This window comes from Gottfriedia sp. NPDC057991 (assembly GCF_042886615.1).
GTDB lineage: Bacteria > Bacillota > Bacilli > Bacillales > Bacillaceae_G > Gottfriedia.
In genome coordinates this window covers 1,074,433-1,090,107 of the sequence record NZ_JBHVQN010000001.1, presented here as the reverse complement: position 1 = coordinate 1,090,107, position 15,675 = coordinate 1,074,433, and the positions used below count along the sequence as shown (strand labels likewise).

Here is a 15,675-nt window from a genome sequence, read left to right as displayed (position 1 = left end):
CTTTACTAAATATACGGAAATTATTGGAATTTTTGCAGATAATCTTGAACACTCATAAAAGGAATAGATGACTTAATCCAATTTCTTCCATAATCCTTTTTAGGTCTATTTTTGTTAATAATTGGAATAATATGTCCGACAGGAGGAATCTAAATGGATCATTTTGAAGCATTTTTGAATAGTAAAAATTGGATTGATAATGATTTAGATGCAAGGTATATAAATATAAACCATCCTTATGCGATTTTAATTTCTGGTGAAGAAGGACAAATTACTTTAAGGGGAAACACTGGTATTGATAACGGTCAAAACGGAGAAGAAATCTTCTCTTTTACATCATTAAAGAGCTTCAAGAGTGGTTTGAAGATAATATTGGAGAATGAATTAGTTTTATGTAATAAATAACCTACTCATGCCAAAATATTGGCTGAGTTTTTTTATTTTATTGCATTTGTAAAACGCTTAGAAAATCATTAACTCTAAAATTTAATTTTTTTGATACTAAAAAAGCAGTATACATAAAGGATATTGAACCATTTGCAACGAATAATTTTCTTTGGAGGTGTTTGATATGAGCAGTAAAAATAAAGAATTAAATTGTACTAAAGAAGATTTGTATCTAGAGGTAATCAACGAAATGAAAGGAATCCAAATTCATTTATTAGAAGAGATAACTCGGTTAAACAGCGAAGTTAATTTTCTAATATCAGTTGTTCTACCAAATATAGATAGAGATAATTTAAATAATGATCAATTGGCCATGTTCGGAGAAATCGTATTGAATAAAAGAAGTTAAAGACAATATTAAGTATGACGTAAAATTCTATCAAATGAAAAATTGATAAGTCTCTCAAGCAATGAACTCAAATTATGTTTTGCAAATTACTTCTCTTTTACCTCTAATAACTTTAATCACTTAAGATCGATTGTAGAACATAACCCATAGAATTAGTATTACCTTTAAGATAATGCGAAAAGTAATATCCTTTTAATTTGAATGTAAATCTATTTCTGTATTTAATTCATCAATGATCCCAAATATTTACCGTTTACTCTTCAATCTTCTTAGAAAAAACTTTACCATTGTTTAATTGACACCAGTCCAAATCTGTTGTGTCACTGTATTTTGCGTTAAATTCATCAATAGATAGGAATACTTCAATATTACCTTTTTCAAGTTCTAAAAGAAGCGTATATGGAGTTAAACCGTAAACATTAGAAACAGCAATTAATTCACCTATATGTATTTTTTCAGAAAAATCAATTTTATCTTCCATTTCAATCTCTCCTTACCTTTTAGAATTTAAAGTCAAAAATACTTTTATATACTGCCCTTAATACAAATTTATCTTCAAAAATACTTCAATATAAGATACCTTCTTCATTACAAGTTGAAAAAATGAATTTAAAAGAGTAAAAATGACTCAAGTATTTTTTCTTGAGTCATTTTATTTTTGCCTTTGCTTACTAAAATAATTGTATTAATAGTATTATTTTTTATTTGTTTATGTTTTATTAATTTTATTTTCAATTTTTAATACATTTACGTTACTTTCACTTTTTAATACCTCTCTTCTATTTAACAAAATAAATTATTCTTAATCATAAAAAAAAACTCAATTTGTGATTTATATCACAAATTCATATCAATGTTTTTGGTAATCTATTTTTAGAAAGACAAAAGCAACAAAAATCTTTAGGGGGTACTAAAATGAATCAACCATTTAATGAGTTATCTAAAATTAGTGAGATTGTTACTGAATTTCCAAAGGCAAGTGATCTATTTAAAACATATCGAATTGATTTTTGCTGCGGTGGAAATAGACCTCTAATTGAAGCGATTGAAGAAAAAAATTTATCAAAAGATGAAATTTTAACAAAACTAAATACACTTTATCAAGAAACAAAATTATCAAACGAAGTAGTTATTGATTTTAAAGAAGCATCTAGTAGTGATTTAATCGATCATATTATAAGTAAGCATCATCGTTTTTTAAATGAGGAATTACCTCAATTAAGCCCATATGTAACGAAAGTAATGCGAGTTCACGGAGAAAATCAACCTCATTTAGTAAGATTACACAAGCTGTTTTTTGATTTAAAAACAGAATTAGAGCAACATACTTGGAAAGAAGAGACAGTGGATTTTAAATTAATTTTAGAATATGAAAAAAATCCAACTGAAGAAAATTACAAGAAATTAAGTAAAGTCGTTGATGATTTAGAAAGTGAACATAGTTCTGCAGGGGATCTTTTAAAAGAATTACGTGAAATTACGAATGACTATACTCCACCAATGGAAGCATGTGGTACTTACCGCCTTGTTTATCAAAGACTTGAAGCTCTAGAGGCTGATACTTTCCAACATATCCATTTAGAAAATAATATATTGTTTAAACGAGCAATTGCTATGAATTAAATAGGTCTAGTTTATCTATAAAGGAGCATGACAACTCATGCTCCATTTTTAGTTAACTTCCGCTTGCAATTCTTCTATATTAATTACAAAAAAACCTTCTGAATCAATTTCAACTAATTCCTTTTTCCTTAATTGATTTATAGTACGATTTACTGTCTCTCTGGATGAACCAATCATATTTGCAAGTTCGCGATTCGTAAAATGAGTTGTTATTTTATATTGATTTTTATCTAAAGATACCCCATTCGATTTACAAAGTCGTAGTAATAACATAATTACTTGATCATATGTATTATGTAATGTTTGTTCAACTAATCTAGCTTGTAGATCAATAATTTTTTCTCCAAGAAACTTAAAAAACTTAATACATAGTTCAGGATATTTAATCAGAATTTGTTCAAAGTCAGCGACTGGTGTAATAATTAACTCTGCTGTTTTAAGTACTTCAGCATGTGCTGGGAAGGTTCCTTTTCGAAATATACCAACATGTGGAAACATCTCACCAGTTCGTGGTATTGAAACAATTTGTTCTTTACCCGACAGATCAGTTATCTGTATTTTTATTTTTCCAGAGTGTATAAAAAACACGCGATCAAGTTTCTCACCTTGCAAAAAGACAAATGATTTCGCTTTATATAATCTCATATGAGAAATATCCACTATAGATTGAAGCTCTTCATCCGAAAGATCTTTAAAAAGTGGCACTTTTTTAAAATGATTAAAAATCACATCTGACATTCAAAATACTCCTCTATAAAAAATTCCTAATACTCCCATAAAATCTTTTTTGTATATCAAATACAAGTATTTACCTATAGCCTTTATATAATTAATAAAAAAAGACTCCTTAAATAAGAGTCTTCATTTTGTTCATTTATTTAAAAAAACTGGAATAAATTTAAATTCATTTACATTAAATAAACCTTTGGTCGTAATTTTTATACTTGGTATAACAGGCAGTGCTAGAAATGATAATGTCAAAAAAGCGTTAAATGTATTGTTTGGTCTAATTTGAAGTAATGATTTTTCAATTTGGTGTAAACCTGCTTCTACTTCTTCTGCAGATTTATTACTCATTAAACCGCCAATTGGTAATGATAATTTGGCAATTACTTTTCCAGAGGATACGACTACTACTCCACCGTTCATTTCTTCAATTGTTTTAATTGCAAGATACATATCAGCATCATTCATACCGGCAACGATTAATTGGTGTGAATCATGAGCTATGGTTGTAGCGATTGCTCCCTCAATTAAATTTAAACCTTTAACAATTCCAAGACCAATCTCTTTTTCAGAATGGTAGCGATCTATTACTACTATTTTACATAAGTTTTCCGCGATATTTGGAACAAAATAAGTATATTCATTTGATAATTTTTCAATTAAATGATTTGTTACGATACTATTTGGATTAATTTCAATTATATTTGCTAGCGTTTTGGAGTCTGTTTTTAATTCAAGATCTTCAATCTTTAGATTCCCTAAACTTACTTTTGAATCAATCAAATTTGACTCTTCATTATTGATTAGTTTACTAATTTGGTTGTTTTTAACGATAAACTCATTTTTACACCATACGTCCGTAACTTCTACTGATTCTAAGTCGTTTAAAAATACTAAGCTTGCTTCATATCCAGGAGCAATTGCACCTTTTTGTTTTAAACCATAGCATGTTGCTGGATTTAATGTTGCCATTGAATAGGCAGTCACTGGGTGTATTCCATATTTGATTGCTGTACGAATACAAAAATCAATCGAACCCTCTTTCATGATATCGTCTAAATGTTTATCATCAGTGCAATACATAATTCGCTGTGCATTTCGATCATTTACTGCGGGTAATAAATCCTTTAGATTTCTTGCAGCGGACCCTTCTCTAAATGCAACATATAACCCTGCTCTAAGTCTTTCCATTACTTCCTGGACATTCGTACATTCATGATCAGTTGAAATACCTGCATAGGAATATGTGTTTATTTCATTTTTAGTTAGTCCAGCTAAATGACCATCGATCGGTTTTTGATAAGCGTGTGCCAAATTTAATTTATCGATCATTTGTTTTTCCATCGACATAACTGCAGGATAATCCATTACTTCAGCTAAGCCAAGTACCCTCGGATGTGTCATAAAAGGCTCTAAATGTTCTGCATAAAGGATGGCTCCCCCACGCTCTAATGAGGTTGCAGGTACACAGGACGGTAACATAATTCTAACGTCTAATGGAATATTTTCTGATGCGTCTAACATCATTTTTATTCCATCAACTCCAGCAACATTTGCGATTTCATGAGGATCGGTAATAACAGTGGTTACACCATGTGGTAGCACAGTTCTCGCATATTCACTAGGTAAAACCATCGATGATTCGATATGAACATGGGAATCAATAAAGCCTGGTGATATATATTTACCTTCTGCATCTATTACTACATTAGCTTCATAATCACCTATTCCAACTATTATTCCATTTGTAATTGCAATCGAATCTTCTATTATTTCTTTCGTAAAAACATTTACTATTTTCCCATTTATTATTAAAAAATCAGCCTTTTCAGCTTTTGTTGACGTTTTCATTTCATGTAAGTTCATGTTTGTTTCCTCCTAAATATTTAGGAGAGAATATGCTATGTCATATCTCTCGTAGTCAAACTATATCGGCAGCTTGGTAGAAACTTTTGGACCGGTTATTTCCAAAATTATACGAGCGTATTAAGAATCACTTTATTTTTTAGTGACCCAGACAAAAAAACAAGTTTTAGGTTACTGAATCATTTTATTTAAAGTGAATAAACTTAATTAGCTAATATTTAATTGTAAAAAACTATATTGATAGTATTCTATTAAATTTTGACTCTAAAAAGCAATAACTATTTTAAGAGTTTTAAATATAAAATAATTCATAATTTTCTCGTTAATGAATACTATTTTAAATGGGATCGTAGGATGGTAATCATAGGAGGTATGTAGTTTGAACAAAGTGGTAGAAAAAAAACGAATAAACCCGAATATTTTTAATCATTTTTCATCCTATTCAAAAAAAGAGGACAATTTGTTCCAAGTAAATGATAATCGATTTGATTCGTTCCAAAGGCTAATAAAAAATAATTCACCAATAAGTTATAAAAAGGACAATATAATAAAGCAAAATTTAGCTTTTATAAGACTCATTAATGTTTTACCTAAAAAAATAAGCTTAGACATTTATATTAATCGTACTAAATTTATTTCCAATTTAAATTATAAAGAATCAACTCACTATTTAACTTTACCTTCAGGGGTACACTTCGTTGAGGTTTTTAAAACTAATGATCATTCAAAACCAATTCATTCTGAACAAATAAATTTACTTGCTGAGCAAAATTATACGATTGCTATTGGTCATAACTTAGACCAAATCTCGCTGTTTTCATATACGGACCAAAATTCCCTGCCTCAAGGAGAAGCTAAAATCCGCTTTATTAATTTATCTCCTAATTCACCAAATCTTGATTTTGCAGTAAAAGCTGGTGAAGGAGATGTTGTTTTCCCAAATGTCCCATACCGAAAAGCCTCAGAATATCTGCCTATATCACCTATGACAGTTAATTTGGAAATACGATTAACAGGTACGAAAGTGATCATATTTCCTCTCTATAAATCAAAGTTTAAAGAAAATATAGTATATGATTTAATTTCAGTAGGGTGTGTTGAAGAGGATCCAAGATTTGAAGTAATTAAATTATTTTAGAATTATTATTACCGATAAGGAATTAACGGCAGGAAATCGGTAGCCCTTTTATTTTAAATTGTTGATAAAAAAACAGGATTGTCAAAATTAGACAATCCTGTTTAACTATTCATGCTTTAGATGATATAGGTTAGAGTCCTTTTAGTTATATTTTGTATAGACAATATACGCATTAAAAATCGGAGCTACAAAGTACTTTGCTCCCATTAATTTCATTTTTTTGTCCTCACCCAACAATTTATCAATTCCACTTCTAATGAGCATACTCATTAGAAGTAATTGCGAAATTAACATTGTATGGTCTGTAAATTTATTCCAGTTATATGTAGCTAATAAAAAAGAACGACCTATAGTAGTCGTTCTAAAGTTGTTTCTTTTAATATCATTTTATTTTTTTGGTCTGCTCATTTTTATTGTAAGAAAAACAATAAGCACTAGTGACACCGCAATAATAATAGCATTAAACCAAATTTTCGTTTGAAACCACCTAGGTTTTTGAGAGTCTACCATAGGCGAGACAATCATTTGTTCTTTTAATTTCCCTAACGCCAAATTTTCTTTTTGAATATACTGTTTGAAGTTCTCAATATCATACTTTGGTGCTTCTACATGATCGTTCCCATAAAGCAACTTGTATGGCCCAGTACCCGGGTCCTCAAATATAATCTTATCCAAAAAATATTCGACCTTTATTCCCTTTATATCCAATGGTGGATTGTCTTCGTTATTAATTTTTATTGTAAAATATGGCTGCGTAATTGGGGTTACTGCTGTGATCGTAGTACCGTTAATTTGAACGTTTTTAAAATTAATATGATATATCTCGTTTTTACCATCAACTTGAATTTCATTATCCTTCGGGTCGAATACAGAATAAGCTCGAGTAAAATTATTATCAACGTCCAGCATTATTGTCTTGATTTTAAGTCTATTTTTATTCTGGATTGCAATATCCGTCAACTTAGAACCCTCTTTAATTTTAAAAGTGGGATTACTAGTTTTCTTATAATCATTCCATTTAAAATCGTAAGTTTTATGAACTAAATGTAGCTGTTTAAAAATCAGATTTTCAACATTATCTAGCACTTTTACTCGATAAAAACTATATTTATGGACAGTGCCAAGATTAATCATTTTATTTTCTAATCGATCAGTCCGGTATAGGTCATTTTTCTTTATATACTCCCACAGATTACCATCATAACTACCATAGACTTCTACATGCTTTAAAAAATCTATATTCGGCAAATCGATCAGTAGTGTATCTCCTTGAATATCCTCATTTTCTTTTATTGGTGTGATACGAAAATCCAAGATCGTATTTTGATCTTTCTTTGCCGTATTCACTAAGGTTGAAGAATAGACTATGTTTTGCTCCTGCGATTCTTTATAGCCATTTTCTATATAAAATGGAACAAACTGCCCCTTGCTGTTTACGATTCGAAGGTCATTTAAATTCTCATCTGCTCCGGCATATACTTCTTCATCCAAAAAAAATGATTGGTATTTATTATTAGCTGGTATATCAATTGACTTGGAAAAATGCCAATCCTTACTTTTATCCTTTGCTTCGATAACTGTAAAGACCGGTAACATATAAACCAAGGAAGAAATACTAGCAATTAAACTAATTTTTCGAATCAACTTGACCATGTTGCTCCCCCAGTCTTGATGAAACTCTTTGATAAATAAATGACACGCCAATAAGCACAAACCCGAAACTGAAATATGCGATTATCTTACTTCCCGAAGATAGAAAAGATAAATCAAAAAAGATTAACTTTCCTGTTGATACAAGAGTTAGTCCTAGACCTAATCTTCTAATATACATATATCGCTTACGGAAGCCATATAAAATATAAGAAATTGCTAGCAATAAATATAATAAACTGATTGCTAATCCTACCTTATTTAATTGAAGCTGTATATTTATGAATACTGTAAGGATTCCTATTAAGTAGATTCCTAAAATTAAAGGATACAATTCACTACTTTTAAATTGTCTACGAATATATGCAATTAAGAAGTCCCGACTGCTGAAAAACACGAAAATATTAACACCAATCAATATACCTAAGGCAAGATATTCGACAAATGTATTTTTTGAAAAATCTTCCTTCAATGCCGGGAATTGAATCGTTACATAAATACAAATTAAATACCCGATCATATATAGGAATAAACAATAATACTTCACAATACTGTCATAAAGGACTTTCATTTTAGTAAGAATATATGCAAATACAATCGTAATAAATGCTAGTAGTAACCCTTGATAAAAAGAATAATGTGTAAATTGATCAGATACATTATTGCTATATACATTGTCAATCTCATACATTAAATAAAACCATATATTAACTAGAGTAAAATATTTAAACCAAGTAATTACTTTTAACTCTATTGGTCGAGAGAAAAGTGGTACATCACTTCGATTTTGTCGTATCGCATAAAATAAAGTAAGAATCGACATACCAATAATAATCGCACTATATTTAAAATCAAAATAATCATTGTTAATATCTAGTAACACATTTATTCCGATATCAATAACAAAAAATGATCCAATACATAGAAGGAATATGCCCCAACCAGCTCTAGTTAGTTGCTTGAATTTATAAATGCTTCCATAAAGGCTTAACAGAATCCCCTCAATAAGCCATCCTATAGATAACCATTGGATTCCAAACTGGAACGGAATCATTAAGATCGCAAATGTTAGTGATGTCGCATAAAATAACAACATCGTTTGCTTTTCTTTCTTCATGACTTTCTCGATGAATTTTCCCAAACCAATATACACAAGACTAAAAATAAGTGCTAATAAGCCTCTTAAGTCCTTTAATCCCGCTTCCTCAAATAGGAAGTATAATAAACCGCAACTAGTCACAGTGTTTAAAGACAATAATACAACGTCAAGTCTAGTAAGCTTTGATTTGTATTTAAATGGATACAATAAAGTGATACCAAGGTACATTAAGAATGTAATGATTGAGTACAATATGCTAATTGATTCATTATCAGCTAACCAGATTAATGCAGCTAAAGAAGGTGTGTTAAATAAAAAGCTAATGTAATTTACAATCGTCCAACGTTTTCGAAATGAAACTAACAATATGCAAAGATTTAATAGGAAAAGATAACCCATCGCTGTGTAAACAGCATTTCCGTGGAGGCCGAAAGCCCACATATATGAAAATAATGGAAGATAACCTCCTACAAGTCCGAGTGAACAAATAGTTCTTGAATGATATCTTAATGATAACAGTACTGCGGTTAAAGAAACTAAAATAGATAAAGACAATCCAACATAAATGTCTATTATATGTAATAAAAAATAACTATAAAAAATCGATCCATACAAGACCGAAATTCCGCCTCCTAAAAGTCCTAAGGCAAACGTCTGTTTTTGCTTTCGGAAAAACACTTCACCACCTGACAGCATTACTGCCCCAAGCAGGAAAAATATACTCCCTTTCATATAGCCGTTAAACCAAGTGGAATATGAATATTTAAATGCAGCCCCAACACCTAATATAATTAGGAGAATTCCAAGTTTATTGATCCAATTCAAACCGATTTTCATTTCGATTTGATTTTGTTTTATTCGTTTCTGAATAATTTCTTCATTTACTTCTTCTGAAGAAAATTGGTCTAAACCATTTTTGACATTACCGATTAGCGTTTTCTCTTCTTCTGCGATTTGCTCACGATGCAAAATAATTTTTTGATCTAATTCTGAGGAAATTTGCTTAAGCTTCGCTCTAAACTCATCTTTTTCTACTTCTAACTCAATGGAAGCCCTTTCAAATAGACGCCTGATTTTTTGTTTTGCATCAAATTCAAAGCCATCTAAGCGGTTATTATGTTCTTTTGTTCTTCCTTCAAAATAAGTTTCTAATTTCTTCCGAGATACTTTAATAATATTGAGCTTCTCATCAAGGATTTGCTCCATCAATGAATTTCGTAATTTAACATTCTCTTCTGATTTTTGATCATACTTTTCCTGTAATTGAGACAATTGAAGCTTATACTCCTCGTAATACTTCCGTAAAGTTTGATTTTCATGAATCAAATCATTTGACTCATACTGCTCAATTAAGGTCAGATACTCCTTCATCAACTCGTTCTGACTATCTTTCAAGAATATTAACCTATCTTTAAACTCATCCATCATTTCCTCCTCCTTGTTTTCGAAGATGATATAAATTATAAAAAGAAAACAAAATATTACTTTTTATATAACACTACCCGTATATACTATTTCACTTTTAGGAGTGTGATAACACTTAAATACTGTTAAAACTAAAATAATTGTGATAACAACTGTGGATAATTGTTTCTTTGTTCAATCAACATCTTCCTAAGGTCACAATTGACTGTTTGCTAATTCAAAAAGGCGATTCATTACATCTTCCTGATCAAACGAACTATACCATCGATAGTCTGAATCATCTAAAATACGATAATGTTGACTAATTACATTTTGTTGAACACGATAGATGCCTTTTTTCTCAACTTCATGCCAAAAAAGTTTCCCTCCGAGTGTTTTAAATTTTGGAGTATACATTTCATCGTGTGCTAGTGTTTCAATTACCTCAAACGGTTCATCACCAAAAAAATTCTTTAAAATCATACTATCCTTGAACAAAGCACAGACAGCAACTGTATTTGTCCATCCTAATGATGTTCGTTCTTTTTCAATTTGAACGAGCGTTTTTTTTGAAATTCCAAGAACAGTTGCCATTTTTTCTTGCGAATACCCTTTTTCTAGGCGAATCAATCTTACATTTTTTGAGATGAGTTCGATTAGTTTATCTTTATCCATATAAATCACTTCCTAATGAAAAGATTCAAAGCGATGATGTGTTTTAGTTCAAAAAGTTACCCTGACTTACTTTTAGTGTAATATTACACTATATGAATTTTTTTGTAAATAAATGCGTTGATTTATTATTTTAAAATTTTTCAGAATACAGTCTTAAACATCATGAGTAGTGGTTGAAGAAAAGGACCTTCTTTTTCGAAGATCCTTTAAAGATAATTACCTAGCGTTTCTTTACTATTTTATGTTCGAATTATGCTTCCCTTGTTCACCTTAACCATTATCAGGTTCAGCAATATTTTAAGTTAATTATACAGGTCATATCGACTTCTGTAATTTGGGGGAATTTCACCTTTTTCCATAGAATTTCAAATTATCCTCGTTAAACAAGCTAACAATATACAACTACATTATAAAAATAAAAAAACTCGGACTAATTATCCGAGTTTTTTTATGCCTCTTTTGGCAACGTTATGTAAAATGCTGTCCATTCATCATCAGAAAGACATTTAATATTGCCATCATGTTTTTCAATGATTTGTTTACATACAAATAAGCCAATTCCAGTACCATGATTTTTTGTCGTAACAAATGGTTCAAAAATTGTCCGTATGCTTTCTTCACTAATTTTAGGTCCATTATTTCTTATTTGAATTTCAATCATATCCTCTAAATCTGAAACTTGATAATGAATCGTTTTTTGTCCATCGTTTTCAGCCAAGGCATCGATCGAATTCATTAATATATTAAGTAAAACTTGGCGAAGTTCATTTCTGAAACCTGGTATGTATATTTGTTGAGATATTCCTTCTTGTAAAATGACATTCGAATTTACAATACTCGGATATAAGAATTCAGTTATTTCTTTAAATAAATCATTAATTAAAAAGGATTCCACTATCTGATCATGATCCTTTTTCGAGACATGAAGAAATTGATCAATTCTAAAATTTAATTGATGCAATTCATGATCTATGATGTCTAAATATTTTAATTGTGGATGATCTCCTTTAAGTAATTTTACAAATCCAATAATTGAAGTAAGTGGATTTCTAAATTCGTGAACGAAACTAGCAGACATTTGTCCTAAGATCGTAAGTCTCTCTTTATGAGTCTCGTCAATAAACTGCTTTTTCTCTTCTATATCTTGTGTAATGAGATATGAATATTGCTTTACAGTAAAATAAATAAACTGGTCAAAAACGTAATTAATTTTATTAATGAGTGGCTGAAGTAGACTAATACTTTCTTCAAATTCTGATAAATGTTTAAATAGTTCACTTCTACCTATATTTGAGTTATACACAAAATCTCCGATGTTAGCACTTGCTTTAGCTCGTTCAAGGGCTATTTTATGTGCCAAATCTTTGACTTGATCCTCATTTATTTTGCCCTCAATAAATAATAACGTAAAATCAATCAATTTAGTTCCATTAATGATAATCTCGGATTTAAATGGATCATCATCGCTTATTACCGCTTGAGCGACCCAATTCTTTGTTAATGTAGGCATACTTTCCTGTATGAAAGTGCTATACCTACTCTCTATTGACTTATCAATAAGGAACACCTCCAATAAAAAAATCTATTAATTAAATAGTAACAAATTTTTAAATATTCGTTAAGTAAAAAAATAAAAATTTGTCGAATTTATTACGACAAAGTAATATTTTTTACAATAATCTGATTAAATCGTAAATTAAATTTATGTATATTTCATTCATTTCATTCAGCAACTAAACTTTTACGATTGTCACTTAGTCCTAGTTATTATAAAACTAAAATTACGCAAAAATGTCAATAATATGGTGAGTAGAATAGAATAAAGTTAGATACAATTAACTTATTAAACTGAAGGTAGGTATTTCAATGGCTGGAAATAATGTTGAAGATTATTTAATTAAAGGTATCTATGGTGAAAAGCAAATAAAAATTGAAGAACGAAATATTTTTTTAGGTACAATTCGTGAAAGAATTGAAATTGCGTTAACTACAAGTCAAGTGATGGCAAATTCAATCTATCCAATCGTTGAAAAATCAATCAGTATGAAAAATGTTACTTTATTATTAAATGGTACACTATCCTATAATACAATTTCGAAATATATTTTAATGGCAAAGAAAAAAAATATACCCTTTTCATTAGTCAATAATTTACCCGTACCTACACCGATTGGACTTGTCGTGACGCATAATGACGCGGTTGATAAGAATGAAATATTTATTAAAGATGAACTTTATAAATCAACTAATTTTTAATTAATTCGGTATGTGAAATTTCATAAAATATGGACAAAAGCGCAGCTAAATTGTTTTACAATTTAAGTTGCGCTTTCTTCTTGGCTTTCAGGTTTTTTGATCGGTTCCCGTGTTAATTCAATCGATTTTATATAATGACCGTCTAACTTAAGGACTTTAAATGTGCAGTTATGATATTTAATTGAATCTCCTTCTTGCACATCAAAATTTTCAGTTAAAATCCATCCACCAATTGTATCAACATCAGTATCATCAATATCTAAGCTAAAAACATCATTAATTTCACTAATTAAAACCTTACCTGCAATGATGAATTTATTTTCGTTTACTTTACTTATATCCTCTTTCTCATCAACATCAAACTCATCTCGAATTTCCCCAACAATTTCTTCTAAAATATCTTCAACTGTTACTAAGCCAGACGTACCTCCGTATTCATCAACTAATATTGACATATGTATATGTTCTCTTTGCATTTTAACAAGTAAATCATGAACGGATATTGATTCAATAACTTGAATGATCGGTCTAATATATTGTTCAAGTGTTTTTACCTCTGCATCCCCTTTATGAAGAACAAAATCAGTAAAAACATCTTTAAAATTTATTAAACCAACGACATGGTCCTTATCTCCATCTACAACAGGGAAACGAGTATATTTTTCTGTACTCATAAAGTGAATATTCTCATGAAAAGGTTCACGCAAATCAATTGCAACCATTTCCGTTCTAGGAACCATTATTTCTTTTGCTACTCGCATATTGAAATCAAATATATTGTTCACATACTTAAATTCAGATTGATTTATTTCGCCACTCTTATAGCTTTCAGAAAGGAGAATTCTTAATTCCTCTTCTGAATGTGCAACTTCATGTTCTGAAGCAGGAGGAAGTCCAAATAGTTTTAAGACCATCCTTGCTGAATTATTAAACAACCAAATGAACGGATAGGTAATTTTGTAAAAAAGAATCAATGCTGGTGAAAACTTTAAGGTAATTTGTTCAGCCTTTTGAATAGCGATTGTTTTAGGTGCTAATTCACCAACTACAACATGAATAAATGTAATAATTCCAAAAGCAAGTAAAAAAGAGATCGTGCCGCTTACTGCAGTAGGTAAATTCAAGTCGTCAAGTAATGGATGCAATAATCCATCTACAGCCGGTTCACCTAACCAACCTAAACCTAAACTCGTAACTGTAATACCAAGTTGACAAGCTGAAAGATATTCATCGAGATGTGTTATTACTCGTTTAACAGCTCTTGCTTTTTTATTCCCCTCGCCAATTAATTGATCAATTCTAGAACTTCTAATTTTTACGATTGCAAATTCTGAAGCAACAAAAAAGGCAGTAAATGCAATTAATACAACAACTAATAATAACTTAGTACCAATTCCAAACAATTGAGTCATCCCTCCAATTGGAAGTGAAGGCCATCTTCATAATTAATATTTTTAAATTAGGCTTATCTTAGTATATTCAGTTAAATAATTTGTTATCAAATTTTTTTTGGCATTTTTAAAACAGGAATAGAAAAATTTTAGAAAAAGGTTCTGCATTTCTTGTTTTACCTTCTCTCTTACTTACCATTCTTTACCTTATTTCTATTTTCCTTCTCCGATAGTGTCTTGCATTATATGCTATATATCAACTTTATATTCTAAAATTTGTAAAATGTTTTGTTAATAACACCGTAAAAAACCGAATTTCGATAAAAATCAATACAAAAGTAATCAAGTTTACATATTCAGCTATTTTGATTGTTTAGAACCTATTTATTCGATGGATTTTAAGAACTTTTGCCGAGTCAACACTAGTTTTGTCAACCTCAAAGGAATGTGCAGATTAATAAAGAATTTTTAATATATAAATTATTTGGAGGAGGAATAGCGTATGTATACAACTTCTCAAGTGGCAGAACAACTGCAATTAACAAATAAAAAAGTTTTATTTTATTTAAAAAAAGGAAATTTAAATGTAGAGAAAACTCATAATGGATATTTATTTACAGAGGAACAAATCGAACAAATTAAAGAAATTTATGAAGCTTCTATGCAAACGATCGAAACAAAACAAAATGACACTGAAAACATTGACATAATAAAAGAATTAACTCAAAAATTAATAAAACTCGAAGAAAAAGTTGAAACAAAAGCAAATGAAGTCGTTTCAGTACAAATTTTGGAACATCGATGTGAAATTGAAGATTTAAAGAAAGTAGTTGTTAAACTTGAAAATCAAGTAGAACAATTAAATGAACAAGTGACCTTATTAAAAGCGGATTTAGAGGATCAGAAAAAGATCATAACATTTAAACCGAAAAAACGTTTTGCCATTTTATCAATATTTGGAGTTTAAAAAATCTGAGTCAAGTTTAAAGGTAATGAACTCTGGGCAAAGGCAAGCAATTAATTAATTAATGAAGAATGCATTCGTTTGATG

Annotated in this window: 14 protein-coding genes and 1 riboswitch; of the genes, 6 read left to right on the top strand and 8 right to left on the bottom strand. The window is 29.7% G+C overall.

Going from position 1 to position 15,675, the window contains the following annotated elements; translation table 11 throughout:
• Positions 1–153 precede the first annotated feature (153 nt).
• On the top strand, positions 154–405 hold the full coding sequence (locus ACFVR2_RS05530) for a hypothetical protein (RefSeq protein ID WP_387359592.1): 252 nt from the start codon (positions 154–156) through the stop codon (positions 403–405).
• A gap of 166 nt (positions 406–571) precedes the next feature.
• Positions 572–796, top strand: coding sequence for a hypothetical protein (locus tag ACFVR2_RS05525; RefSeq protein WP_387359590.1), 225 nt, complete (start codon positions 572–574; stop codon positions 794–796).
• A 253-nt stretch (positions 797–1,049) separates the two neighbouring features.
• Here ACFVR2_RS05525 and ACFVR2_RS05520 read toward each other — a convergent pair whose 3' ends face one another.
• Entirely contained in the window at positions 1,050–1,277 is a 228-nt protein-coding gene (locus tag ACFVR2_RS05520; RefSeq protein ID WP_387359588.1) for a hypothetical protein, read from the bottom strand.
• Between the two features lie 434 nt (positions 1,278–1,711).
• Here ACFVR2_RS05520 and ric point away from each other — a divergent pair, with 434 nt between their 5' ends.
• Positions 1,712–2,419, top strand: coding sequence for an iron-sulfur cluster repair di-iron protein (gene ric, locus ACFVR2_RS05515; protein WP_387359586.1), 708 nt, complete (start codon positions 1,712–1,714; stop codon positions 2,417–2,419).
• 48 nt (positions 2,420–2,467) lie between these two features.
• Here ric and ACFVR2_RS05510 read toward each other — a convergent pair whose 3' ends face one another.
• Both ACFVR2_RS05510 and ade read right to left on the bottom strand, forming a co-directional pair.
• Positions 2,468–3,157, bottom strand: a complete 690-nt coding sequence (locus ACFVR2_RS05510; protein WP_387359584.1) for a Crp/Fnr family transcriptional regulator — start codon at positions 3,155–3,157, stop codon at positions 2,468–2,470.
• 132 nt (positions 3,158–3,289) lie between these two features.
• Positions 3,290–5,011, bottom strand: a complete 1,722-nt coding sequence (ade, locus tag ACFVR2_RS05505; protein ID WP_387359582.1) for an adenine deaminase — start codon at positions 5,009–5,011, stop codon at positions 3,290–3,292.
• Positions 5,012–5,043: 32 nt separating this feature from the next.
• A riboswitch (purine riboswitch) is annotated at positions 5,044–5,146 on the bottom strand.
• A gap of 253 nt (positions 5,147–5,399) precedes the next feature.
• Between ade and ACFVR2_RS05500 the strand changes: the two genes are divergently transcribed.
• Positions 5,400–6,149, top strand: a complete 750-nt coding sequence (locus tag ACFVR2_RS05500) for a DUF4397 domain-containing protein (protein WP_387360458.1) — start codon at positions 5,400–5,402, stop codon at positions 6,147–6,149.
• Between the two features lie 387 nt (positions 6,150–6,536).
• Here ACFVR2_RS05500 and ACFVR2_RS05495 read toward each other — a convergent pair whose 3' ends face one another.
• From ACFVR2_RS05495 to ACFVR2_RS05480, 4 genes are all read right to left on the bottom strand, one after another.
• A complete protein-coding gene (locus ACFVR2_RS05495; RefSeq protein ID WP_387359580.1) occupies positions 6,537–7,802 on the bottom strand; it encodes a hypothetical protein in 1,266 nt (421 codons plus the stop codon).
• Positions 7,777–10,323 (bottom strand): DUF2339 domain-containing protein, encoded by a 2,547-nt coding sequence (locus ACFVR2_RS05490; protein WP_387359578.1) that lies wholly within the window; start codon positions 10,321–10,323, stop codon positions 7,777–7,779. The genes ACFVR2_RS05495 and ACFVR2_RS05490 overlap by 26 nt, the downstream gene beginning before the upstream one ends.
• Before the next feature lie 195 nt (positions 10,324–10,518).
• On the bottom strand, positions 10,519–10,977 hold the full coding sequence (locus ACFVR2_RS05485; protein ID WP_387359576.1) for a helix-turn-helix domain-containing protein: 459 nt from the start codon (positions 10,975–10,977) through the stop codon (positions 10,519–10,521).
• Between the two features lie 448 nt (positions 10,978–11,425).
• Positions 11,426–12,559 (bottom strand): histidine kinase N-terminal domain-containing protein, encoded by a 1,134-nt coding sequence (locus ACFVR2_RS05480; protein ID WP_387360456.1) that lies wholly within the window; start codon positions 12,557–12,559, stop codon positions 11,426–11,428.
• A gap of 284 nt (positions 12,560–12,843) precedes the next feature.
• On the opposite strand from ACFVR2_RS05480, the gene ACFVR2_RS05475 reads away from it, so the two are divergent.
• Positions 12,844–13,233 (top strand): DUF1694 domain-containing protein, encoded by a 390-nt coding sequence (locus tag ACFVR2_RS05475; RefSeq protein WP_387359574.1) that lies wholly within the window; start codon positions 12,844–12,846, stop codon positions 13,231–13,233.
• 62 nt (positions 13,234–13,295) lie between these two features.
• On the opposite strand, the gene ACFVR2_RS05470 is transcribed toward ACFVR2_RS05475, so the two are convergent.
• A complete protein-coding gene (locus ACFVR2_RS05470) occupies positions 13,296–14,645 on the bottom strand; it encodes a hemolysin family protein (RefSeq protein WP_387359572.1) in 1,350 nt (449 codons plus the stop codon).
• Between the two features lie 481 nt (positions 14,646–15,126).
• Here ACFVR2_RS05470 and ACFVR2_RS05465 point away from each other — a divergent pair, with 481 nt between their 5' ends.
• Complete coding sequence (locus ACFVR2_RS05465) at positions 15,127–15,591, top strand: MerR family transcriptional regulator (protein ID WP_387359570.1); 465 nt, start codon at positions 15,127–15,129, stop codon at positions 15,589–15,591.
• Positions 15,592–15,675 lie beyond the last annotated feature (84 nt).